We start from the raw sequence: 22,716 nt of genomic DNA on the forward strand, positions 1-22,716 counted from the left end.
GTACCCGGCGGACGCTAGGGCGGTGCGGTGAGCGTGGGTCGGCGTCGATGTGAACCAGCGATGAACTCCACCCCGCGGGAATCCCAGGTTTGAGCTGGGAATGAACCGATAGGCGTGACAGCACGTATCTCAGGTCGTAACACCGCGCCCGCTCGCGCCGAGAGCGAGGAGAAAACCATCAGCGACCACGACGCACACCTGCTGCGCGCCCTGCATGACGAGCATGCCGAGGCGCTGTACGCGCACGCGCTGCGGCTGGTCAACGGCGACCGGCAACGCGCCGAGGACCTGGTGCAGGAGACGCTGCTGCGGGCCTGGCGGCATCCGGAGTCGCTCGACCCCCGGCGCGGTTCGGTACGTGCCTGGCTCTTCACCACCGCGCGCAACCTCGCGATCGACGCCTGGCGGCGGCGGTCCACCCGGGTCGGCGAGGTCTACACCGACGAACTTCCCGAGCCGCCGGAGGTCGTCGACGAAACCGAGCGAGCCGTCGAGGCGTGGACGGTCGCGGAGGCGCTCAACCGGCTCAGTCCGTCGCATCGCGATGTCCTGGTGGAATGCTTCTACCAGGGGCGATCGGTCTCCGAGGCGGCCTCCCGGCTGGGGGTGCCGCCGGGCACGGTGAAGTCCCGCACCCACTACGCGCTGCGCTCCCTGCGGCTGGTCCTGGCCGAGATGGGGGTGACCGGATGAACCGTTGCGAGTTCGCGTTCGACGACGGGGCGTACGTGTTGGGCGCGCTCTCCCCGGCCGATCGCGTGACCTACGAACGGCACCTCGTCGACTGCCCGGCCTGCCAGCAGTCGGTTTCCGAGATCGCCGTGCTGCCCGGCCTGCTCGGCCGGTTGGATCCGGCCAGCCTGGAACAGTTCCTGCCGCCGCCGGAGAACCCCCGGGTGCCCGAGCTGCTCAACGCCGCCCGGGAGCGCCGCCGCCGCGAGCGGCAGGCCGGTCGGCTGCGGTACGCGGTCATCGGGCTGGCCGCCGCCGCGTTCGCCCTGGTGGTCGGCTTCGGGGTGGCCACGGTGCTGCCCGGGCAAGGGCTGGACGGGCCGGGGGCCCAGGTGCGGATGGTGCAGATGCAACCGGTCGCCGGAACGGTCCCGGTGCACGCCGAGATCGGGTTGACCGGCACCAACTGGGGCACCGAGGTGACCATGCACTGCGGCTACGACGAGCGGGCCGGATACGGCAAGGCGAACGCCTTCCGGCTGGTGGCGCACGCCGGCGACGGTTCGCAGGAGCAGATCGGCTCCTGGCTGGCCGCCCCCGGCGACGACCTGCGGATCACCGGGGCGACCCGGTTCACAAACGCCGAGCTGGTCCGGCTGGAACTGATCCGTGCCGACGGCACTCCGGTGCTCGCCTACGAGGTCCGCTGAATCGGGGCCCCAGCGTCCGGCAGCCCTCAGCGTCCGGCGGTCTCAGGGTCCGGCGGTCTCAGCGGCTGGTGGCGACCGCCGCCGTGGTCGGCACGGTGCCGTCCAGGCGCCGACGGCGGGTGTGCCGGGCCTGGCGTACGGCGTCGGCGGTGAAGACGATCAGAGCGAGCCAGACCAGGGCGAAGCCGGCCATCCGGGCCGGCGGCATCGGCTCGTGGAAGATCAGTACGCCACAGCCGAGTTGAAGGATCGGCGCCACGTACTGGAGCATGCCGAGGGCGGTGAGTGGCAGCCGGTTGGCGGCGCCGGCGAAGAGCAGCAGCGGGATGGCGGTCAGTGCCCCGGCGAGCACCAGCAGGGCCGTGTGCCCGGCCGAGACGTGGCCGAACGCGGCGTCACCGGTGGCGGCGAGCCAGCCGAGGTAGCCCAGCGCGGGCAGCGACAACACGGCCGACTCGACGAACAGACCCTCCGCCGCGGGCAGGCCGAGGCGCTTCTTCACCAGGCTGTACCCGCCGAAGGAGAACGCCAGGACGAGCGCGAGGTACGGCAGCCGACCGTAGTCGACGGTGAGTACGGCCACCGCCACCGCGCCGACGCCGAGCGCCGACCACTGCGCCGGGCGCAGCCGCTCGCGCAGCACCAGCACCCCGAGCAGGACCACCACCAGCGGGTTGATGAAGTATCCGAGGGCGGTCTCCACCACCCGGTCGGAGTTGACGCCGTAGATGTAGGTGAACCAGTTGACGGCGATCAGCGTGGCGGCGGCGCCGATCCCGGCCAGCGTTCGTGGCCGGCGCAGCAGGGCACGCAGGAAGCCGACGTTGCGCAGCGCCACGAGCAGCAGTGCGACGAACGCGACGGACCACACCACCCGGTGGGCCAGGATCTCCAGCGGGCCGGCCGGGCGTAGCAGCTTGAAGTAGAGCGGGAAGAACCCCCACAGCAGGTAGGCACCAAGTCCGTAGAGGTATCCGAGGCGGAGCGGCGTCACAGCTCCACCGTAAGGGGCGGGCTGGGTTGTCGATCCTTGCTGGTGAGCGGGCTCACGGCCTGGTCGCGCTGGTCGAGCTCCATCCACCTGTCGGCGACCACGCCACCGAAGCCGACCTTCTCGTACACCCCGTGGGCGTCGTTGGTGGCCAGCAGGATCCGGCGTACACCAAGCTCGGCCAGGTGGTCACGGACCGCGCCCGCCAGCCAGGTGCCCAGCCCGCGACCCCGTTCGGCCCGGTCGACGAAGACGTCACAGAGGTAGGCGAAGGTGGCCCGGTCGGTGATGACCCGGGCGACGGCGACCTGCCGGCCGTCCGCCGGCCGGTACACACCGAACCCGATCGAGCCGGCAAACGCCCGCGTCACGGTCTCCCGGTCACGCCCGAGCGCCCAGTACGCGTCCCGGCAGAGCCAGGTGTGCACGAGATCCAGATCGAGCCGGGCCGGATCGGTGCTGATCGTGTAGCCGTTTTCGTGGGTGAGGGTGAACACCCCGCCGAAACTAGCGCCTCAGATCAGGGGGGCCAGCAGCGAATTCCCGCGATATGGCCGGGCACCGGTGCCCCCGGTGGTCACCGCCGCAGCGGAGACCACCGGAGGCCGTGGCGGGTAGGAGGTGGTCAGTCGCGGTCGAGGATGGCGCCGAGGATCCAGGTGACGACGCCGACGAAGAGCGCCCCCAGCACCGCGGCCGGCCAGAAGCCGTCGACGTCGAAGGGCAGCCCCACCTGATCCGCGATCCAGCCGGTGAGCAGGAACAGCAGACCGTTCACCACAAGTGCGATCAGGCCGAGGGTGAGCAGGTAGAAGCCGCAGCCGACGGTCTTGATGATCGGCTGGAGCACCCCGTTGACCACACCGAAGATGACCGCGACGAGGACGAGCGTCAGTACCGTCTCGGAGACCGAGTCCGCGTCGAGCGAGATGCCGGGAATGAGCAGCGTGGCCAGCCAGAAGGCCACCGCCGTGGCGCCGACCCGGATCAGTAGACCTTTCAGAAAACCCATGGCGGGCATGGTGCCACGGCGGGCGCGCGGGCGGAACCCGCGAGATCAACCGGCTCGGCGCAGGGCTCCGGCGCCAATGAGCTGCACCTCGATCGGGGTGCAGCCGAGCAGTGCCCACCGCAGGGCCCGACGGTTGACCACCGCGACCATGTCGGGCCGGATCCGGGTCAGCAACTCCGCCGCGTCGCCGAGCCCCAGCGCACTGCCGGCGACCGTGGCTTCAGCCCGGCTCAGCGGTTGGAACACCGCCAGGTCGGCCCGGGCCAACGCGTCCCCGTCGGTCGGGGTCAACACGTCGCGGACCAGCAGCGTGGTCTGCCAGGCGGTGCCCGGTCGGGGACCCGCCAGCGGTGGCGCGTCCAGCACCACGAGCACCGGGGCAAGCGGCGTGCCGGGTTCTCCCGTCACCGGGCGGTCCGGTGGTATCAGCGGAACCGGTCCGCCCGGCCCCCCGATGCCCCGCACGAACCGCTCCCAGGCGTGCGGCCGGGCCGTCTGGACGATCACCCGGGCACCGAGTGCCATCGCACGCACGGCGACCAGTTGGGCGACCGGCACTCCACCGACGAGCATTAGTCGGGTGCTCTCCGGCCGGAACAACCGGACGGTGACGGCGTGGCCGTGCCGGTTGGCGCCGAGCTTCAGCCCGGCGGCCCCGTACGGCAGTTCCAGCTCCGGGTTCCCGGCGCTGGTCAGCGGCGGTACCCCGGGCCGCGCCAGCGGCAGCGTGCCGGCGAGGCCGGCCAGCTGCCCGCCGTCGAGCCGTTCCACCGCCGCGCCGTCCGCGGCCACCGTCCGCCGCAACTGTCGAGCCGCGTCCGCCAGCTCGGCGGGCGTCGCCGCGGCCAGCCGTACGACAAGTCCGGTGGCCGTCGGCCGCTCCGTTCCGCTGTGCAGCGACACGGTGATGGCGGTCGCCGGCAGCCCCCGGAGCCGGGGCAGGAACGCGGTCGCCGCATCCCCGCCCGGCCACCGGCTCAACCGGAAGCAGGTCTGCAGCAGCCCGCCGCACCGGACCGCCTGCCACGACTCCCGGACCGGCCGCCCGTCGTGGTGGGCGAACTCGGCGAGCACCCGCCGCATCGACTGCTCGCCCATCTGCCGCACGGGCAGCGGACGCAGCCGCCGGACGATCCGCCGGACCGTACCGGCCAGAGCGTGCCGCAGCGCCTCCTCCGGCCAGCCCGGGGACCGCGACACCCGGACCGCCAGCACCGCCCGTTCCCAGCCGGCCAGCCGTCCGTCGGTGAGCTGACGGTAGGAGACGGCCGCCGCGCCACCGCCGGCACCGACCGCCGGTGCCGGTGTACCGGTCAACAGAAGTTGTACGCGTACGGGCGGCGCCTGGTCGGGCTCGGATGGCAGTAGCGATGCGGGTGACGGCAGTGACTGCCCGCCGTCACCGAGCAGATCGGCCGGGTCGCCGACCTCCAGCAGCGCCACCAGGCCGCCCGGGTCGTCCAGCACCGGGACCGGAGCACCACCCAGCTCGACGGAGCGGACCACGGCGTGCGGATCAACCAGGTCGAGCAGCTCGGTCGACCCGGAGCGGGGCCTGATCGCCCGCCGTCGGGCCAGATAGCCGATGCCGACGACCAACCACTCGTGCAGCCACCGTCGGCGCACCCGGAACCAGGTCACGGCGAGCAGCCCGGCCACCACAAGTGCCGTGGCGACAGTGGCCAGCGGACCGCGGCCCGAGACGGCGACGAGGCCCGCCGCCGCCACCTGGGTCGTGACGATCTGGCCAGCCGGCAGGCGGGTCGAGCGCCACCGACGGCCGGGCCGTCGCGATGACCCGGCCGGTCGGATCCGACGTCCGGTGTCGCGCGGCGGATCGTCGGAGCGGGGGCGGTCGGTCGCGGTCGGGCGGCGCGTGGTGGAGGTCGTCGCCACCGCACCCTCCTCGAACCCGGTCACCCTTCGCAACCCGACAGCCGCCCATCGTAATTACCGGCACGCGATTCCGTTGTCCACAGGGGAGCACGGCGGGGTAGCAGAACCGCGATCGTGTCGCTACTCTCAGCGACGAGTTCTCGTTGGCCCATCCCGCGTCGTGCTCCCCCTCCGGCGTCGTGGGTGGTGCGTTCTCCGCCGAAGGGCCAGCCACGATCGAGGAGACGAGGTGACCTCCCAGGTGTCCCAGACCCAGGCAGAGGCCGCGGTGATGCAACAGACCGCGGCGAAGTTCGAGCAGACCGACCAGTCGTTGCAGTCGATGCTCAGTGGACTGTTGGTCCAGCTGGAAATCCTCCAGCAGGCCTGGCGCGGGGCTGGCGGTCGGTCGTTCGAGCAGGTCAAACGGAAGTGGGCGGAGGATCAGGCCGGTCTGCAGCAGGCGCTGCGGGAGACGGCGGGTGCGATCCGCACCGCCGGCACGCGGTACGACGCGTCGGACACCGAGGCGGCCGCCCGGGTGGCCGCCACCAACCGCGGCGGCATCCAACTGCCGCTCTAGCCCACGACCCAGGGGAGAAGAATCCGATGGAGCACGGTGTGCTTGTCGTCAACTTCGCCGCGCTGCAACAGGCCAGCGCGGACATCCAGCGGGCGTTGAACACGCTTGACGCACAACTCGGCCAGCTGGAGCGTGATGCGGCGCCGCTGGTCGCCAGCTGGTCCGGTGCGGCCCAGCAGGCCTACGAGCAGCGGCAGGCGCGGTGGCGCACCGCCTCGCAGGACCTCCAGGTGATGCTGCGGGACATCAAGCTCGCGGTCGACGAGTCAGCCGCCGACTATCTCGACACCGAGAAGCGGAACACCGGCCTCTTCCAGTGAGTTTCTCCGCACCGATCGCGGGGTGACGCCGGCCGGCGTCACCCCGCCTGGTGGTCATGGTCCGCCGGGCGCCAACGTCGGCGGATCCCCCGGGGCGTCACCGCCGCGGCCAGCACGACAGCGGCCACCAGCGGCACCCCCACGCCGGTCAGCAGCAGCGCGCGGGTCCGTGCGTCGCTCCGGCGGTCCTGCTGTGCCAGCAGCGCCGGATCGGGCCGCTGGTCGGCGAGCCCGGTCGCCGGCCGGGCAGGCCCCGGCACCGACCCGGTCTCGGTCACCGCCCGGTACGGATTGAGCACCCCCGCGCCGTACCCGCCGCCGGGCGCCGGATCAGCGGTGACGATGATCCGCCGAGCCACCTCGACCGCGCTGAGATCGGGGCGGTACTGGCGCAGCAGGGCTGCGGTGGCGGCGACGAAGGGCGCCGCGTAGCTGGTTCCGTCGGCGGTGCGGTGCCCCTGCCCGGGGGCGGCGATCAACACGTCGACACCGGGAGCGACGAGATCCACGTGGGCACCGGTGTGCGAGAAGTCGGCCCGCAGCCCGTCCGCGCCGACCGCGCCGACGCCGAGCACTCCGTCGTAGGTGGCCGGATAGGGGCGCGGGCCGCCGCCACCGGACAGGTTGCCGGCCGCGGCCACCACGACCACGTCCCGGCTGACCGCGTAGGCGACCGCCGTGCGGACCGCGGGATGGTCGGCGTAGAGCACGACGGAGAGGTTGACCACTGCGGCACCGTTGTCGACCGCCCAGCGGACCGCGCGGCCGAGGTCCTGGGGCGCTGCCGTGCGTCCCGTCCCGCGTCCCTCCACGACCTGCTGCTCACTGACCCGGACCGGCAGGATGCGGGCCTGCGGCGCCAACCCACGGAAGCTGGTCCCGTCGCGTGGTGCGGCGGCGATGACACTCGCCACGCCGGTGCCGTGACCGACACAGTCGAGGCTGCCGTTACCGCCGGGATCGAGCAGGTCGGTGCCGGCGAGCACCCGCCCGACCAGTTGAGGATGCCGCCGGTCGACGCCCGAGTCGAGGACCGCCACGGTCACCCCGGCACCTGTGGCCAGCCGGGCGAGTCGTTCCGGGGCGTACCGATGCTGTGGCCAGGGGGTCGCGGCGACCGGCCGGGCGGGTGCCGGTGGCGACGCGCATCCCGGCGCGGCCCGGGCCGGCACCATCGCGACCGCCGTCGTCGGGCCGGCCAGCAGGGGTGCGGCCAGACCCGCCAGGAGGACGGACGACCAGCGCCGACCATGCCGCCGGTGTCGCCGCGCACCTCGTACCCGGGACATCGACCGCCTCCGTATCGTGTCGATACCGCAACGGGATGTTATCGGTTGCTGGTGAACCGGGCAGGCCGCCGCCGGCCTGGCATTGTGATCTTGTGATCACCTTGTAGGTTGTACCCGATACCTATGGCCTGTGCCCGGGAGGAGGGGTGGCCGTGACCGACTGGGAGCCGGCCACCGGGGCCGAGGCGGCGATGCGCGACGCGCTGCACGGCAATGACCAGCAGCTTTACTTCCGGATCCTGTCCGGTGTCGAGCTGCTGCTGCCGGTCTCCGCACAGGCCGCCGCCGGGCGTACACCGGTGGGCTGGGGCACCTGGACGACCGGCGGCCGGACGCACGTGCTGGCGTTCACCTCCGCCGAGGCGATGCGCGCCTGCCTCGGCGAGCACGCCGGCCCGAGCCGGCGCACCGGCTACGCGGAGCTCGCCGCGAGCTGGCCGAATCACGAGTGGTGGCTGGCGGTGAACCCGGGCCTGCCCATCGAGGGTTACCTGCCCGCCTGGTACGTCTCCCAGCTGTCCCGAGGTGACGTCCGGCTGCCCGGGCGTACGGTGGGCGCACGCGCCCGGCTGGAACGCGTGGAGGCGCTGAACCGCGCCCGTGACGCCGCCTCGACGCCGCCCGCCCCGGCGACCCCGCACCCGCCCTCCCAAGCGCGACCGCCGGGCCCGGTCCGACCGACCCAGCTCTCCCCGGCACCGCCCGTGGTGCCGGCGGCCTTCCAACTTCCTGAGGTGCCGCTGGCGACGTCGAGCACGGCCACCGGTCCGCGACCGGAGCCTGTCGACCGGCCACCCGGCCCTTCGCGCCCGGCGCCGCCCGACAACGGTGGGATCGGCCGGGCCGGCACCGTAGGCACCCAGTGGTCGGGTGGTCCCGGTGGTGCTCGACCGGACGGTCCGGGCGCCATGGACGGTCTGTCGCCACGGCGTCCGCCGCCGGGCCGGAACGAGGAACCGGCGGCCGCCGGGCCGGGGTGGCCCACGGCACCTGAGCGGCCCGGGCCGCCCACCAACGGACGTCCGGCCGACTCCGGCACCGAGCAGGCGGGTCAGCGATCCTTCTTCGAACCCGCGAACGGTCGTTCGACGCACCGCGGTGACCGCCTCGCCGAGCGGGCCGCACCACCGTCCCGGTTCCGGGGCGGTCAGCCGTTCCCCCGCCGGGGACCGGCCGGTGAGCCGCCGACCGACGGGCCGACCCGCGCCTTCGTCTTCGGCGAGAACGACCAGGCCATCACTCGTACCCGGCCCGGCCCGGACGAGGAGGCGACCCAGCCGCTGCCGCCGCCCGACGGACCGGTCCGGTCGCTACGGGTGAGCACGCCGGCTGGCTGGGCGGCACCGGGTGGCGGAGACCCGACCGCCGGTGGCGGTGGTGATCCGACCCAGGCGCTACCCCGCCGTCAGCCGGTGGAGGAAGAGCCGACCTCGGTGGCCGAGCCGGTCTCCGCTCCGCCTGCGCCGCGCCGTGGTTTCACCCCGATCGTCATAGAGGGCACCATCATCGAGGCCCGGGACCTCACCCTCACCAACGGATACCCGGGTCAGCCCGACGGCGAAGGGTCACCGGACGGCGGAGAGCGGCCAGCGACCCAGGCGGGCCCGCCGCCGGCCCGTCCCGCACCGCAGGACACCGGGGCGGCGGCCCCGCAGGTCCCGCCCGCGCCGGCAGCGGAGCCGACGGTGCGCTTTCCGGCCGCCGACCCCGAGCCGACGGTACGCTTCCCGACCCCCCGCCCGGAGCCGACGGTGTCGGCATCCGAGCCGACCGTCCCGGTGCCCACCGCGCCGCCGGTGCCCACCGCGCCGCCGGTGCCCACCGCGCCGCCGGTGCCCACCGCGCCGCCCGAGCCGACCGTCCCGGTGTCGACAGCGACGCCGGAGCCGATTGTCCCGGTGTCGACAGCGACGCCCGAGCCGACCGTGCCGGTCCGGACGATGACGCCCGAGCCGACGGTCGCTGCCCCGGCGGCCGCCCCCGAGCCGCCCAGCCAGGCCCCGCCGGAGACCGGCACGGCCCCGCCGGCCGACGCCCAGCCGGTGACCGTCCCGGTGGCCGAGACGCCGTCGATGTTCGCGCCGGTGTCCGCGCCGCCGGCAGCCACTCCGCCATCCCCGGCAGCCGCGTCGACGGCACCGGCCACGCCGCCGGTCGCGGAAGCGCCTTCGCCTGCCGGGTCCTCGGTGTCCGGCCCCACGTCCGGCGCGACCGCCGCGACCGCCGCTGGTCCGCCCTTCCAACCCGCCAACGAGGTGGAGGAAGACCTGTACGGTGCCGCCGCCGGCGGCAGCACCGACACCTTCCTGTCCACGCTGCTGTTGGCCCGCGTCCTCATGCCGGTCGCGGTCGACTCCGCCCCCGGTAGCCGTCCCGGAGACCCGGGCTTCGTCTGGCCGGCAGTGCAACTGGACGGGCAGACCTTCGTGGTGGCCTACACCTCCCCGCAGCGCCTCGCCGACCACACCGATCCGACGGCTGAGACGGTGCAGGTCCGCTTCGTCCAACTGATCCGTAGATGGCCGGACCTGTCGTGGTCGTTCGCGGTCAACCCCGGCACGCCGGTGGGTGCGAAGCTGCCCGGTGAGCAGATCGTCGGGCTGGCCAACTGGGCGGCCGAACTCGGTCTCGGCGACGACGCCGACGGCGAACCCGAGCCGCCTGCCGAGGCCCCCGCTCCGGCGAGCAGCCCACGACAGGCGGCACCGGCCGGCGACCTGGCCCGGCCGATCGTGATGCAGAAGGCGATCGCTCCGAGCCAGCTCGGCTACTACCTGGAACGGGGCTACGACCGGGTCTCCGGATTCGTCCACCGGGCCAGCGAGCTGGCGCATCTCACCACCCCGGCGGCCCTCTACCAGGCGCTCGGCCTCAGCCACCCGGAGTCGCCCTTCGCGCCGGACGCCGAACAGATCTACGTGCTCCGGTGGCCGGCGTACCGGCCGAGTCTGTACCGGATCCCGTACGGCGGGCAGAACGAGGCGGCCATGCGGGCGATGGAGGGCTGGGTCATCGAACGACCCCCCTTCCGGGGCAACGGCTTCGCCCCCGGTGAGGGCAGTGACGTGCTGGCCGAGTTCAAGGTGGACAGCGTCCGGCTGCCGCACGGTGCCCAACTGGTGCGCATCGACGCCTCCGGCACCGAACGGCTGATCGCCGTCCTCGACGCCGACACGCTCTCCTGGCAGGAGGTCGGTGAGCGGTGATGCGCGACGGCTACGTCGCCCGCTGGCGCGGGCGGGAGTTCCAGGCCAGCCCGGATGCCGGCGAGGTCCGGCTGTACCAGTCGGAGCCGACTGAGGGTTTCACCGAGGTGCGCCCCGGCCGGCACGTCCGGGTCGTCCCGGCCAACGAGATCGAGGAACTGGCGTACGTCCGGACGACCTGCACCTGGAAGGGGCAGCCGTTCATCGTGCTGGCCGAGCACGACGGGTGGCTGCGGGTCGAGTACACCGGCGGACGTTGGCCGGTCGCGCAGGCGATGCGGTTGGAGGCCTTCGACTTCGGCGTCTACCAGGGATGGGCACCCGCCGGCGAGGTCACCGAGGTACGCGAGCAGCGGGTCTGAGGCCGTCCGCCCGGGTCAGGACTTCGCCCACCGGAGGATCTCGCCGAGCACCAGTTCCGGTGTCTCCAGGTGCGGGAAGTGCCCGACCTCGTCGAGCAGTCGCCACTCGTACGTCCCGCTGACATAGCGACCGGAGCCCTGGGCGGTACGTGGCAGCGCCGCCACGTCCTGCGCGCCGTGCAGTTGCAGGGTGGGTGCGGCCAGCGGACGCTGCATCAGCTTCACGAAACGGTAGCCGTGCAGCCGCAGCACCGACCGGAACGCCCACCGGTAGCCCTCCAGCGCGCAGAAGGCGGCCTGTGGGATCCGCATGGCCTCCCGGTAGCGCTGCGCGTAGTCGGCGAAGTCCGCGCCGGTGACCCAGCGGCGGCCACCCCAGCGGCGCATGATCTCCTCCACCGCCCGGCCGTCGTCGCGGGTGAGGAGGTGTTCGTACCGGGGCAGCTGGAATCTCAGCGCCGGTGTCGACGCGGCGAACTGACCGCGTGGGTCGGCGAAGATGGCCGCCCGCAACCGCAGTGGGTGCGGGGCGCCGAGCACCACCAGCCGACGTACCAGGTTGGGGTGGAAGGACGCGGCAGTCCAGGCGATCATCCCGCCGGCACCGGTGCCGACCAGGGTGGCCGAACGCTCGCCCAGCGCCCGGATCAGCCCGGCCACGTCGGCGGCGAGGGTGTAGCCGTCGTACCCCCGGGGTGGTTTGTCGCTGGCGCCGTAGCCCCGCAGGTCCATCGCGACGGCGCGGAAGCCGGCGTCGGCGACGGCGGGCAGCATCCGGTGCCAGGCCCACCAGTGCTCGGGGAAGCCGTGCAGGAAGAGCACCATCGGGCCGGTGCCCGCCTCGACGACGTGGAAGCGGCTGCCGTTGGCGCCCACGAACCGGTGCGTCCACGGCCCCTCGGTGAGTACGCAGGACTCGTCGACGGCATCGCCACGCTGCTCGGTCATGAACGACAGCCTAGGCCCTGTGCCGACGTCGTCGGTCTCGCCGAGTCCTGGAGCGATGCGCGGTGGCCGGCGTCGCAACGGGCGGCCCGGGCACCGGTCAGCCGACCGGGCTCATCTTGAGGATGCTGAGCTGAATTCCCGGGCCGCAGTCCATTTCGGCCGTCGCCGCGGCGGTGGTCACCCGTACCCAGGTGCCGGTGGCGAAGGTGCCCTTGTCGGTGCCGTGCAACGCGTACTCCCGGCCGTCGTCGGTGACCAGGGTGTAGCAGGGACCGCTGCCGCCCTGGCTGAGCCGGCCGGCCAGGACGTTTGACTTGCGTAGCTCGGTGGGATGACTCGGTGGTGCCGTCGGGGTGCCGATCAGCGGCGGCTCGGTCGGTGACAGCGTGCCGCCGGTACGGCCGGAGGGAGGCTGCCCGGTGGCGTCGCCGGCAGGGGTGCCGCCGTCCCGGTCGTCGGGGCTGCCAGCCGGAGAGCTGCCGGTTGCGGTGGGACTCTGGTCGGCGGTCACGGTGCCTCCGTCCGGCTCGCCGCATCCCGTCAGGGCCAGCAGCAGGGTGAGGCAGGCCGCCGACGCTCGGGTACGGGTGGTGGTGGGCACGAGGGTACGACGTGAGCAGCGTCGAGTCGGTTCCCCTCCGGTCCTGGCCGGTGCGGATGCCGGTGCCGGTGCCGGAGAAGGGTGATGCCCCGGGCAGGTGGCCTGCCCGGGGCATCACCCCTGTTGCTCAGTGGATCAGGAGAAGCGGACCTTGGTGTAGATCCCGTTCTGCTCCAGCACCTTGATCTTGGTGCCGGTGGCCGGGAGCTTGACGCCGTGGTTCGGCAGCTCCGGGAACCAGTACTGCTTGGTGTCGTCGAACAGCGGCTGCGCGGCCTGCCCACGGATGTACTGCGGCTGGCTGTTCAGGTGCAGCGTGAACGAGTCCGCCTTCTTGAGGCTGAACGGCGCGTCGTACACCTGGATGCGGGCCCGCCAGGGCTGCCCGGTCAGGTTGTAGATCGGCCGCGGGTGGGCGTCGATGATCATGTTCCGGCCCTCGCCCGGGTGCGCGAACGTGTCGTTGTCCGCCCACCGGGTGTTCCAGTACGAGATCAGCAGCCCTTCCTGGTACGGGTAGTGGTCCACGTAGTCCGGCTTGGTGTTCGCGTACCCGAAGAAGTACGGGCCGGTCTTGAGGTACTTGTCGTACGAGATGTACTGCCGGGTACCCGCGATGTAGTAGTTCGCGAAGCTCCGGGTGTACGTCTCCTCGACCACCTCGAACCCGCCGGCCAACGTCCAGCCGTCCGCGCCGGACTCCGCACCGTCGGTGAAGACGGTCTCGCCGTCGGCGGTCAGGGTGACCGCGTCACCGAAGAAGCCGCCCTCGGAGACACCGCCGTCGGTCTGGTAGCGCAACCGGAACGCGACGCTGTCGCCGGCCACCTGGTCCAGCGGGATCTCGACGTCGACCCATTCGTCGTCGGAGCTGCCGTCCAACGCGAACCGGCCGGGGGAGATCTCCTTGAGCGGCTCGCCGTCGACGGTGCCGGGCTGCGACGTCCAGCTCTGCCCGCCGTCGACCGAGGTCTCGAAGAACAGGTAGTCGTAGTCCGCCTCGATGCTGTAGCGGCCCTTCATCGACAGGGTCGCCGACGACTTCCCGGTCAGGTCGAACGTCCGGGTCATCGTGCTGTTGAGGTCGTCGGCGTTGCCGGAGAAGAACTGCTTCTCGCCCTCGAACGGAGCGCCGTTGTCGAAGGTGTACTCCCGCTCGGGCAGCACCACCACGGCGGCCTGGGCCTCCTTGGTGTTGTACTCCTGCGGGCCGAGGGTCAGCGTCCGCTTCTGCCCGGCCACGATCACCTCGTAGTCGAGCCACCCGAGCTGGAGCTTGTTCCACGCGCCGAGGTCGCCACCGCGTTCGCCGATGCCGCCGTCGTTCTTGGCGCCGAGGCGGCTCTGGGCCATCAGCGTCCAGTGCTCGTTGTTGTTGTCGCCGCCGCTGATGACGTTGTAGTCGTCCGGCAGACCGAGGTCGTGGGCGTACTCGTGGTAGAAGACGCTGCGACCGCCGTTCTCCGGCTGGATCGTGTAGTCACCGATCCAGATGCCGGTGCTGCCGATCTGGGTACCGCCCGCCGGGAAGTTCGGCGGCCCGGTGCGCCCCTGGTCGGAGGCGTACGCGTACCAGCGGTGGCTCCAGATGGCGTCTTCGCCCTGGATCGGGTCACCGTCGGCCATGTCGCCACCGGCGTGCACGATCTGGAAGTGGTCGATGTAGCCGTCCGGCTCGTTGAAGTCGCCGTCACCGTCGTGGTCGTACCGGTCCCACTGGTCCATCGCCCGGACGTCGGCGGCGATCTCCTCGTCGGTCCGTCCGGCCGCCTGCTGGTCGGCGACCCACTTGTTGGCCGCGTCGCGCACCAGCGCCCAGACGTTGTTGCAGACGATCCCGTCGCACGGGTAGCCGCTGGAGCGGCCGTAGCGGGCCTCGTTGTACTGGACCTTGACCCAGTCGGTGACCACACCGTCGACGCTGTACCGCCCGGAGGACTGGGCCTCGTAGTACTGCTTCACCGACTCGTCACCGGGGCCGGTGCCGAAGTAGAGCTTCCGGTAGTGCTCGGCGTCGTAGTCCGCCTGCCAGACCGTGGAGTTGTCCACCGACCGGTCCGGCTCGGGGATCTCGTTGTGCAGTGGCCCGTCGAACTTCGTCGGGCCGGGGATGTCCGGGTCGGTGTCCTGGTCGGGGTAGTCCGGGTGCCGGTCGTTGCCGAACTCGGCGAGGATCACGAAGATCCGGTCGGTCTGTTCCCGGGACAGCTCGACGTACTGCTTCTCGGTGGGGCCCCGGCCGCCCTTGGTGGCCTTGGCGTTGCGGCCGGCCTTACCGCCACGGGTGGCCCGCTCACCGACCTTGACCACCGTGCTGCCGTTGATCCGTTCGGCCTTGGCTCGGCCCGAGAGCACCTCACTGAGGCCCTCCTGACGCAGGGCGCGGCGTTTGTCCTCCAGCGGGTTCGGCAGGTCGTGTTCGGCGTGGGCGGGCTCCGCGATGGACGGGGCGGCCGCCGGCGTCTCCAGCTGCGGCGCGGCGGCGGCGGATGAGCCGACCGTCAGTCCTGTCGCCGTCAACGAGAGTCCGAGCAGACCCACTGCGACTTTCCGCACGTGGTACCTCCGGATTGAGGGAACCGGCCCGTCGGGGGTTGTGGGCCGGTGAAAAAGGCCCCCGTAAATGGGGCCAGTGGTGAACTTAGGCACCTGTGGGGCTGGTGGGAAGAGTCAGCCGCAGATTTGTTTCAGAGAGTTTTTGGCAGGCGTTTTCACTGTCACATCTCGATCCGATCGCGACGCACCGGAACATAACGAAGGGTGGCGGCCCGGTCCCGGACCGCCACCCTTCAGGTCGTACGCCTACCGTCAGTCCTCGTCGGACTTGCCGCCGCTCATGCCGGAGGAGATCAGGTCCATCACGGACGAGTCCTGCAACGTGGTCACGTCACCAAGCGAACGGTTCTCCGCCACGTCCCGCAGCAGCCGACGCATGATCTTGCCGGAGCGGGTCTTCGGCAACTCCGGTACCAGCATGATCTGCCGGGGCTTGGCGATCGGGCCGAGCGTCTTCGCCACGTGGTTGCGCAGCTCGGCGATGAGCTGCTCGCCGGCCTCGCCGGAGACCTCGGTGCTGCCCCGCGGGATGGCGAACGCGACGATCGCCTGCCCGGTGGTCGGGTCGGTGGCGCCGACCACCGCCGCCTCCGCCACCGACGGGTGCGACACCAGCGCCGACTCCACCTCGGTGGTGGAGATGTTGTGCCCCGACACCAGCATCACGTCGTCAACCCGGCCGAGCAGCCAGATGTGCCCGTCGTCGTCCTTCTTCGCGCCGTCACCGGCGAAGTAGATCCACGGGTCGTTGGCGTCGCCGCTGGCACCCGCGCCGAACCGCGACCAGTACGTCTCGATGAACCGGTTGTCGTCCCCCCAGATGGTCCGCAGCATCGACGGCCACGGCTCGCGCAGCACCAGATAACCGCCACCGCCGTTGGGCACCGACTGGCCCTGGTCGTCCACCACGTCCGCGCCGATGCCCGGCAGCGGGGACATCGCCGAACCGGGCTTGGCGGCGGTCACGCCCGGCAACGGCGAGATCATCATGCTGCCGGTCTCGGTCTGCCACCAGGTGTCCACGATGGGCAGCTCGCCGTGCCCCACGTGCTGCCTGTACCACATCCAGGCCTCGGGGTTGATCGGCTCGCCCACACTGCCGAGCAGCCGCAGCGAGGAGAGGTTGTACTCGGCCGGGATCTCCTCACCCCACTTCATCATGGTGCGGATCAACGTCGGCGCCGTGTAGAGGATGGTCACCCGGTACCGGTCGACGATCTCCCAGAAGCGACCCTTGTGCGGGGTGTCCGGGGTGCCCTCGTACATCACCTGGGTCACGCCGTTGGAGAGCGGACCGTAGACGATGTAGGAGTGACCGGTCACCCAGCCGATGTCCGCCGTGCACCAGTAGACGTCGGACTCCGGCTTGAGGTCGAAGACCGCGTGCGAGGTGTACGCCGCCTGGGTCAGGTAGCCGCCGGTGGTGTGCAGGATGCCCTTCGGGCGGGCGGTGGTGCCGCTGGTGTAGAGGATGAACAGCGGATGCTCGGCGTCGAACGGCTGCGCGGTGTGCTCGGCCGACGCCTGCTCCACCGCCTCATGCCACCAGTGGTCCCGCTCGGACCAGCCCACCTCCTCACCGGTACGCCGGACCACCAGGACGTGCTCGACCGACGGGCATTTCGCCACCGCCTCGTCGACCGTCGGCTTGAGCGCGGAGGGCTTGCCGCGCCGGTAGCCGCCGTCAGCGGTGATCACGACCTTGGCCGAGGCGTCCTGGATCCGGTTGGTCAGCGACTCGGCGGAGAAACCGCCGAAGACCACGCTGTGCGTGGCGCCGATCCGGGCACAGGCCAGCATCGCGACCGCGGCCTCCGGGATCATCGGCAGGTAGATCGCCACCCGGTCACCGGCCGTCACCCCGAGGTCGGTGAGCGCGTTCGCCGCCTGGCAGGTCATCCGGTGCAGGTCGGCGTAGGTGATGGTGCGGCTGTCGCCGGGCTCGCCCTCCCAGTGGATCGCCACCTTGTCGCCCCGGCCGGCCTCCACGTGCCGGTCGAGACAGTTGTAGGCCACGTTCAACTGCCCGCCGACGAACCACTTGGCGAACGGCGGCCGGGACCAGTCCAGCACCTGGTCCCACTGCTTCGTCCAGGCCAGTCGAGCGGCCTGGCGCTCCCAGAAGGCGAGCCGGTCGGACTCCGCCTCGGCGTACGCGTCCGCGGTGACGTTGGCATCAGCGGCGAGTTCGGCCGGCGGCGGGAACTGGCGCGTCTCGTTCAGCAGATTGGCCAATGCCTCGCTCATGCCGGCACTCCGCTTCGCGTCGTGCCGGCATGAGGCACCAGCGCGCTGCATAGATGATTCGCTCGCTGCCGCTCGCTCATGCGGTGACTCCTCGTCGCTCGGGTGACCTGGGTCTCTCCCGGGCAGGTTAGTCGCGGCGGCCGAGCGAGGCGACCGATCCCTGGCGCACCCGTCGCCCAACGGCCCCTCCCACGCGCCGAGGTGCAGCGCGGACCTGCCATTACCCGGTGCGTCCCATCGGCCGGGCAGCGTGCCGTGCCCGTCCGACTGGCCCTGTCGCCGGGGCGACGGCTGGGTCTGTCGCGCGACGTGCCTGTCCGACTGGGCCTGTCGCCGGGGCGGCGGCTGGGTCTGTCACGGGACGTGCCTGTCCGACTGGGCCTGTCGCCGGGGCGGCGGCTGGGTCTGTCACGGGTTGCGGCATGTGGGGCCTTCCCGTCGGTGTGAAAGGCCGACATGCCGCATGGCGCGACCGCACGGGGCCGGGGTGGGTGGTGGGGATCGCGTTGCCGGTGACTCGCGCCCGCGCCGACCGGCATCGTCGCTAACGTGTCGGGGTGACTGCCGATCCGCTCGCGCCGCTGCTCGACCTCGCCGACATCGCCGCCGCCGTGGAGCGCGCCCGCGACCGGTTCGACAAGGCCCTCGGCCACCGGGCGTTGCGCCGCCACGGCGGCCAGGTCGCGGCCGAGGTGAGTCTGCGCTCGGCGGTGGCCAGCGCCGGGCTGGAGGGCCACGACCACGAGCGGGAGACGGTCCGCGCCGGCACCGTCACCGAACCGGTGCTCCAGGGCGCGCTGCGGGTGGCCGGCGCCCTGCCCGGGCTCAGCGAACTCTGGCCGAAGGCCCCCCGGCAGGTGCTGGCGAAGCTGCACGTACTCGCCGCCCGCGAGGTGGTCACCGAGGCCGAGCTGGGTCGCCCGATCGACGACCCCGTGGTCGCCGCCCGGCTCGACGGGCTGGCCACGCTGGTGGCCGGTGGTACCCGCGTCACCCCGCTGGTGCTGGCCGCCGTCGTGCACGGTGAACTGCTCAACCTGCGCCCGTTCGCCGGCCCCTCCGGCGTGGTGGCCCGGGGCGCGGCCCGTCTCGTGCTGCTCTCCACCGGATTCGACCCACGCGGCCTGCTCGCCGTCGACGTCGGGCACCGCGAGCGGGAGCCGGAGTACGTGGGCGCTGCCGGTGCCTTCGCCACCGGCACCCCCGACGGGCTGCGCTCCTGGCTGCGCCACTACATGTCCGCCGTCGAGGTGGGTGCCGACCAGCTCACCGCGATCGGGGACGAGATCCTGGCCGCCTGACCGGCGTGCGGCCGGGTTCAGGCGGGCGAGGCGCTGGCGCGGGTGCGGCGGTGCCGGCCGTACCAGGCGATGCCGATCGCCACCCCGACACCCACGCCGAGCGCGGCCGCGGCGACCGGAACGGCGGGTCGCTCGCGCAGCCGCCGGCCCAGCGGGACCGGGTGCCGGAACTCAAGCACCGGCCAGGCGTTCTCGACCGCCAGCCGGCGTAGCTGCCGGTCCGGGTTGACCACCGTCGGATGACCCACGCACTCCAGCAGCGGGCGATCGCTGTACGAGTCGGAGTAGGCGTACGAGTCGGCCAGGTCGTAGTCGCGCTCGGCGGCGAGTTCGCTCACCGCCTCGACCTTGCTGGGACCGGCGGCGTAGAACTCGACCTCACCGCTGTACCGACCGTCGACCACACCCATCCGGGTGGCGATCACGTCGGTCACCCCGAGCAGCGCACCGATGGGGCGCACCATCTCCTCACCCGAGGCGGAGACCAGCACCACGTCCCGACCGGCAGCCTGATGTTCCTCGATCAGCGCGGCGGCCTCCGCGTACACGTAAGGGTTGATCAGCTCGTGCAGCGTCTCCGCGACGATCTGGCGGACCTGCTCCACCTGCCACCCCTTGCAGAGAGTGGCGAGATAGTCGCGGGTTCGCGCCATGGTCTGCTCGTCGGTGCCGCCCAGCCGGAACATCAGCTGCGCGTACGCCGACTTGACCACGTCACGCCGAGTGATCAGGCCGTCCCGGTAGAACGGCCTGCCGAACGCCAAGGCGCTCGACTTGGCGATGACGGTCTTGTCCAGATCGAAGAAAGCGGCACTTCGGCCCACGGCGCGAAAGTCTAGCCCGATGGTCTATGGTCGGCGGGTGCCCGGGGGCTGAAGAGCGCTCGGACCTGCGGGCCGACCCTCCACCCGCCTGCGAACAGTGACCGCGGTCACACGCTGCGAACAGGATTTCGCAGGGAGTGGAGGTTACACCACTCGACGTACACAGGTCCGCTCAGGCAGACTTGTTCACAGCACGAGCATTCATCGCTCGTACAACCGGCAGACCCTCGGCGGTTGCACCCCCCGTGACCGCTGAGCGGGTTCGGCTCGACCCCCCCGGAGCCGAACCTCAGACGACCCCCGTCTCCCCCCGACGGGGGTCGTCCCTTTCCCCTCCCTTGCCGGCCCAGGTGAAGCCGCGTCTGCCGATTGACATACCCTCCCGAAGCCGTCGTACGGGAGGCACCATGAGCAGAACGACTGATCGCCACGTGGTCGGTGCATTTGTCGCCTGGGCGGTTTTCGTCGCGCAGGCCCCCGTCATCTACGCCGGACTGCTCGGGTACGCGTGGAGCACCAATGGGGATCCAGGTGGCCCGCTCGCCGGGCCGGTATTGTGCTGCTCGCTGGCGTGTTTGGGCGTTGCCCTGGTGCCGCTGCTGTTCGTGCCGGCGGGCTGGATCGGCGAGATGGCCTCGAGAAGCGGGCGGCTTTCCGTGAAGTTGCCGGTCGCGATCGCCGTCGCCGCAGTGCTGGCAGCGATCTACGTTGCTGGCATCGCAGTACTAACCGACGGATCGACTGTCGTCGGCACGCTGTTGGCGTGCTCGGGCGGCGCGGGCGCTGTGCTCTGCCCTACTGCTGCCTACGTCGTGGTCGCCCACCGCAAGCTGAAGGCGAGTTCCGTCTAGCGGCATCTCCTCGGTGAGCGGCAGCGGAGCCGTCAAGGGCACCCAGCCGGGTGGACACAGCAGCGGCATGGGTCACGGCGCCCAGGTTGTCACCGCATCCCGGGGCTGGCTCCGTCAGCGCGGGTGGTAGACGACCGCGCGGCTGACACCCCAGACCGGGCGGATCGACGCGGCGATGCGGCCGCGGTCATCGATGTCGACCACCTCGCCCTCGGTGCTGACCCCGGCGAGGCTGAGGTCGTGCAGCACACCGCGCCGCCACAGCGCCGGGCGTTCGCTTCCGTCGGTGGCCTGGGAACTGGCCAGGATCTCGCCACGGTTGTTGATCGCTCGCAGCCGGGTGAAGCTGCCGCCGAGGGTGCCGACGTCGAGGGCGCGGCCGTGGCGCCAGAGGATGCCGCGTTCGACCTGCTCGGCCGAGAACTGCCAGCCGATCGCCCAGCCGTGGTCGTTCAGGGCGTACGTGTTGCTGCGGTTGAAGGGGCCGGCGCCGAGGTCGGTGACCCGGCCACGGTGCCACAGGGCGGCGTGGAAGCCGTCCGGCACATACACCCCGCCGGCGACCTGACCGCGCTCGTTGATGTCGGACACCTGGCCGAGCGGCAGGGGCCGGGCGCGGCCGTTCGTCCACAGGACGGGGCCCGTGTCGGTGTGCCCGACGACCTGTCCGCGGTCGTTGATCGCCACGGGCCAGGTGAACGGTTCGCCAAGCGGCCGGAAGATCCCGCGATGCCAGACGTACGCGCCGGGACCGTCGTCGCGTACTCCGACGACCTGGCCTCGATCGTTGACGTCGGTCGGGCTGAACGCCCCGAGATCGATCATCCGGCCGTGGCGCCAGAGGAAGCCGCGGTAGATGCCGTCAGCGCCCTGGGCGCGGCCGACCACGTCACCGCGGTCGTTCATGGCGGTGGCGTAGCTGCTGTCGCCGCCGAGCGTGCCGAGGTCCACCGCGCGGTAGTCGGCCCGGGAGACGGACGCGGCGGCGGTGGGTGCGAGAGCGGGTGCGGCCGTCAGGGCGGTCGTGAGGAGAGCCATGGCGAGGATGGATGGCATGGACGGCTCCCTCCGGAGCGTCACCGGGCGAAAGTGGGCTCAGCGTAGGCGCGTCCTGCCGCTCGGCCAGGCTGCTGTCACCTAATGGACAACCTCGTCGTGCGTTACGTGTCATCCGCAGGGATCGGTAGCGGCCGACCATGCGGCACGGCGTTCAGCCACACCATGGTTACCTGATCACGGCGCGGGCGGGTGTGCGCGTCGGTTCGAAGCAGACCAGGGCGCGGCCTCGACGGTCGGTCACCACCCACGGGTGCCCGACGTACGTGTGCTGCCGGTACGACTCGCGTGGTTGCAGCACGGCGTACTGCCTCCGGTGCCCATGGTGGTCCAGCCAGTGCACGATCACCGATCGTTGGCGGAGGTTGACGAACTCGATGCTCGTCTCGCTGCCGCCGCTTACCGAGCGCAGCTCACGCTCCCGCCATGCCGGTAGCGGGGTCAGGTGCGCAGGTTCGGGCGGTCGGGTGGTCGGTGGCGGGTCCGCTGGCCGGCTCGGCGAGGGAGTCGGGCGGGCGGTCGGTGTGGGCGGTACGGCCGGGGATGGGGTCCGGGTGGCCGACGGGATCGGTGTCGCCCGGCGACTCAGTTGCGGTCGGGAGGAGGAGACTCCCCCGACGGACGACGAGGCGGCCGGGACGGAGGGCGAGAGCGCACCGGCGGAGGCGACGCCGTCCAGGTTGGACCCCGGGCTGCCGGGCGGCGGCGGAATCCAGTCCGATGGCACGTCCGGTGCTGCGACCGTCGGTGGTTCGGTCGCCGGCCAGAGCGTGGTGAGCATCAGACCGAGCACGGCGGCGGCGAGGCCCGCGAGCATCAGCCGGTGCGACGTCCGGCCGGGGGCGCGGTGGGCGGGTTCGAACGAGACGGTGGGCTCGCGTACGGGCGGGGGTGGGGTGACCGGCCCGCTGGCGCCTGTGTCCGGTGCCGGTGGCAGTGCGCGCGGAGTCGGCCGCGCCGCCAGCTGCCTGGCACGGGAACGTGGGTCGAACAGCCAGGGGCCGACCCGCAGCCTCGGCTCGACACAGGCATGTTCGTGATCTGGCGACTGAGTCATGACCTCGATCCGGCGAGGAATGCCGTTCGGCCGACGGCACAGGACGTCGATTATGCGTGGTGCACGTCACGTCCCGCCATGGGTGGTGAGGGTCGAGATAGGTGTGATGTGCGGCCCGTCCACATAACAGATCAACGACCGTTGTGGGCGTTGTCCACAGAACGCTTCGTTGTCCACAGGCCCGCCGACCGGGGCGGCGTCCGGGGCGGCAGCGGCGGCAGGGTTCGACCCAGTGAACCCGCGCCGACCGCTTGG

General features: G+C 71.9%; 20 protein-coding genes. 8 read left to right on the forward strand and 12 right to left on the reverse strand.

Going from position 1 to position 22,716, the window contains the following annotated elements; translation table 11 throughout:
• Window positions 1–177 precede the first annotated feature (177 nt).
• Both AB0I71_RS00560 and AB0I71_RS00565 read left to right on the forward strand, forming a co-directional pair.
• Window positions 178–693: a sigma-70 family RNA polymerase sigma factor gene (locus AB0I71_RS00560; protein WP_093404197.1), complete on the forward strand. Its 516-nt coding sequence runs from the start codon at window positions 178–180 to the stop codon at window positions 691–693.
• Window positions 690–1,382, forward strand: coding sequence for a zf-HC2 domain-containing protein (locus AB0I71_RS00565; RefSeq protein ID WP_357581112.1), 693 nt, complete (start codon window positions 690–692; stop codon window positions 1,380–1,382). Before AB0I71_RS00560 ends, AB0I71_RS00565 begins: the two co-directional genes overlap by 4 nt.
• Window positions 1,383–1,440: 58 nt before the next feature.
• Here AB0I71_RS00565 and rarD read toward each other — a convergent pair whose 3' ends face one another.
• The 4 genes from rarD to eccE all read right to left on the reverse strand — a co-directional run bounded on the left by rarD (window position 1,441) and on the right by eccE (window position 5,305).
• Window positions 1,441–2,376 (reverse strand): EamA family transporter RarD, encoded by a 936-nt coding sequence (rarD, locus tag AB0I71_RS00570; RefSeq protein ID WP_357581113.1) that lies wholly within the window; start codon window positions 2,374–2,376, stop codon window positions 1,441–1,443.
• Window positions 2,373–2,870, reverse strand: a complete 498-nt coding sequence (locus AB0I71_RS00575; RefSeq protein ID WP_357581114.1) for a GNAT family N-acetyltransferase — start codon at window positions 2,868–2,870, stop codon at window positions 2,373–2,375. The genes rarD and AB0I71_RS00575 overlap by 4 nt, the downstream gene beginning before the upstream one ends.
• 128 nt (window positions 2,871–2,998) lie before the next feature.
• A complete protein-coding gene (locus AB0I71_RS00580) occupies window positions 2,999–3,385 on the reverse strand; it encodes a phage holin family protein (protein WP_357581115.1) in 387 nt (128 codons plus the stop codon).
• A 45-nt stretch (window positions 3,386–3,430) separates the two neighbouring features.
• On the reverse strand, window positions 3,431–5,305 hold the full coding sequence (gene eccE, locus AB0I71_RS00585) for a type VII secretion protein EccE (protein WP_357581116.1): 1,875 nt from the start codon (window positions 5,303–5,305) through the stop codon (window positions 3,431–3,433).
• Between the two features lie 217 nt (window positions 5,306–5,522).
• Here eccE and AB0I71_RS00590 point away from each other — a divergent pair, with 217 nt between their 5' ends.
• Both AB0I71_RS00590 and AB0I71_RS00595 read left to right on the forward strand, forming a co-directional pair.
• Complete coding sequence (locus AB0I71_RS00590) at window positions 5,523–5,843, forward strand: WXG100 family type VII secretion target (RefSeq protein ID WP_357581596.1); 321 nt, start codon at window positions 5,523–5,525, stop codon at window positions 5,841–5,843.
• A 26-nt stretch (window positions 5,844–5,869) separates the two neighbouring features.
• Entirely contained in the window at window positions 5,870–6,163 is a 294-nt protein-coding gene (locus AB0I71_RS00595; protein WP_357581117.1) for a WXG100 family type VII secretion target, read from the forward strand.
• A 38-nt stretch (window positions 6,164–6,201) separates the two neighbouring features.
• On the opposite strand, the gene mycP is transcribed toward AB0I71_RS00595, so the two are convergent.
• Window positions 6,202–7,452 carry a type VII secretion-associated serine protease mycosin gene (gene mycP, locus AB0I71_RS00600; RefSeq protein WP_357581118.1) on the reverse strand — a complete coding sequence of 417 codons (1,251 nt, stop codon included), beginning with the start codon at window positions 7,450–7,452 and terminating at the stop codon, window positions 6,202–6,204.
• Window positions 7,453–7,604: 152 nt separating this feature from the next.
• On the opposite strand from mycP, the gene AB0I71_RS00605 reads away from it, so the two are divergent.
• Window positions 7,605–10,658: an SseB family protein gene (locus tag AB0I71_RS00605; RefSeq protein WP_357581119.1), complete on the forward strand. Its 3,054-nt coding sequence runs from the start codon at window positions 7,605–7,607 to the stop codon at window positions 10,656–10,658.
• The gene (locus AB0I71_RS00610) at window positions 10,655–11,020 is read left to right on the forward strand and encodes a hypothetical protein (protein WP_357581120.1); all 366 of its coding nucleotides are present in this window, start codon (window positions 10,655–10,657) and stop codon (window positions 11,018–11,020) included. Before AB0I71_RS00605 ends, AB0I71_RS00610 begins: the two co-directional genes overlap by 4 nt.
• A gap of 15 nt (window positions 11,021–11,035) precedes the next feature.
• On the opposite strand, the gene AB0I71_RS00615 is transcribed toward AB0I71_RS00610, so the two are convergent.
• The 4 genes from AB0I71_RS00615 to acs all read right to left on the reverse strand — a co-directional run bounded on the left by AB0I71_RS00615 (window position 11,036) and on the right by acs (window position 17,372).
• The gene (locus tag AB0I71_RS00615; protein ID WP_357581121.1) at window positions 11,036–11,968 is read right to left on the reverse strand and encodes an alpha/beta hydrolase; all 933 of its coding nucleotides are present in this window, start codon (window positions 11,966–11,968) and stop codon (window positions 11,036–11,038) included.
• A 97-nt stretch (window positions 11,969–12,065) separates the two neighbouring features.
• Window positions 12,066–12,569: a DUF5818 domain-containing protein gene (locus tag AB0I71_RS00620; RefSeq protein ID WP_357581122.1), complete on the reverse strand. Its 504-nt coding sequence runs from the start codon at window positions 12,567–12,569 to the stop codon at window positions 12,066–12,068.
• 135 nt (window positions 12,570–12,704) lie between these two features.
• On the reverse strand, window positions 12,705–15,110 hold the full coding sequence (locus AB0I71_RS00625) for an immune inhibitor A domain-containing protein (RefSeq protein WP_357581597.1): 2,406 nt from the start codon (window positions 15,108–15,110) through the stop codon (window positions 12,705–12,707).
• Window positions 15,111–15,377: 267 nt separating this feature from the next.
• Entirely contained in the window at window positions 15,378–17,372 is a 1,995-nt protein-coding gene (gene acs / locus AB0I71_RS00630; protein WP_357581123.1) for an acetate--CoA ligase, read from the reverse strand.
• A 557-nt stretch (window positions 17,373–17,929) separates the two neighbouring features.
• Between acs and AB0I71_RS00635 the strand changes: the two genes are divergently transcribed.
• Window positions 17,930–18,673, forward strand: a complete 744-nt coding sequence (locus AB0I71_RS00635; RefSeq protein ID WP_357581124.1) for an oxidoreductase — start codon at window positions 17,930–17,932, stop codon at window positions 18,671–18,673.
• A gap of 17 nt (window positions 18,674–18,690) precedes the next feature.
• On the opposite strand, the gene AB0I71_RS00640 is transcribed toward AB0I71_RS00635, so the two are convergent.
• Entirely contained in the window at window positions 18,691–19,497 is an 807-nt protein-coding gene (locus AB0I71_RS00640; protein ID WP_357581125.1) for an HAD-IB family hydrolase, read from the reverse strand.
• Window positions 19,498–19,904: 407 nt separating this feature from the next.
• On the opposite strand from AB0I71_RS00640, the gene AB0I71_RS00645 reads away from it, so the two are divergent.
• Window positions 19,905–20,348, forward strand: a complete 444-nt coding sequence (locus tag AB0I71_RS00645; protein ID WP_357581126.1) for a hypothetical protein — start codon at window positions 19,905–19,907, stop codon at window positions 20,346–20,348.
• Between the two features lie 114 nt (window positions 20,349–20,462).
• Here AB0I71_RS00645 and AB0I71_RS00650 read toward each other — a convergent pair whose 3' ends face one another.
• The gene (locus tag AB0I71_RS00650; RefSeq protein ID WP_357581127.1) at window positions 20,463–21,404 is read right to left on the reverse strand and encodes a hypothetical protein; all 942 of its coding nucleotides are present in this window, start codon (window positions 21,402–21,404) and stop codon (window positions 20,463–20,465) included.
• Between the two features lie 169 nt (window positions 21,405–21,573).
• The gene (locus AB0I71_RS00655) at window positions 21,574–22,461 is read right to left on the reverse strand and encodes a hypothetical protein (RefSeq protein ID WP_357581128.1); all 888 of its coding nucleotides are present in this window, start codon (window positions 22,459–22,461) and stop codon (window positions 21,574–21,576) included.
• Between the last annotated feature and the right edge of the window lie 255 nt (window positions 22,462–22,716).

It is taken from the genome of Micromonospora sp. NPDC049891 (assembly GCF_040660295.1).
Classification (GTDB): Bacteria; Actinomycetota; Actinomycetes; order Mycobacteriales; family Micromonosporaceae; genus Micromonospora.

Coding starts and splice junctions, on each gene's coding strand:
- AB0I71_RS00645 (WP_357581126.1), top strand. CDS start 19,905: ATGAGCAGAACGACTGATCGCCACGTGGTCGGTGCATTTGTCGCCTGG.
- AB0I71_RS00615 (WP_357581121.1), bottom strand. CDS start 11,968: ATGACCGAGCAGCGTGGCGATGCCGTCGACGAGTCCTGCGTACTCACC.
- AB0I71_RS00655 (WP_357581128.1), bottom strand. CDS start 22,461: ATGACTCAGTCGCCAGATCACGAACATGCCTGTGTCGAGCCGAGGCTG.
- mycP (WP_357581118.1), bottom strand. CDS start 7,452: ATGTCCCGGGTACGAGGTGCGCGGCGACACCGGCGGCATGGTCGGCGC.
- AB0I71_RS00565 (WP_357581112.1), top strand. CDS start 690: ATGAACCGTTGCGAGTTCGCGTTCGACGACGGGGCGTACGTGTTGGGC.
- AB0I71_RS00595 (WP_357581117.1), top strand. CDS start 5,870: ATGGAGCACGGTGTGCTTGTCGTCAACTTCGCCGCGCTGCAACAGGCC.
- AB0I71_RS00580 (WP_357581115.1), bottom strand. CDS start 3,385: ATGGGTTTTCTGAAAGGTCTACTGATCCGGGTCGGCGCCACGGCGGTG.
- acs (WP_357581123.1), bottom strand. CDS start 17,372: ATGAGCGAGGCATTGGCCAATCTGCTGAACGAGACGCGCCAGTTCCCG.
- AB0I71_RS00650 (WP_357581127.1), bottom strand. CDS start 21,404: ATGCCATCCATCCTCGCCATGGCTCTCCTCACGACCGCCCTGACGGCC.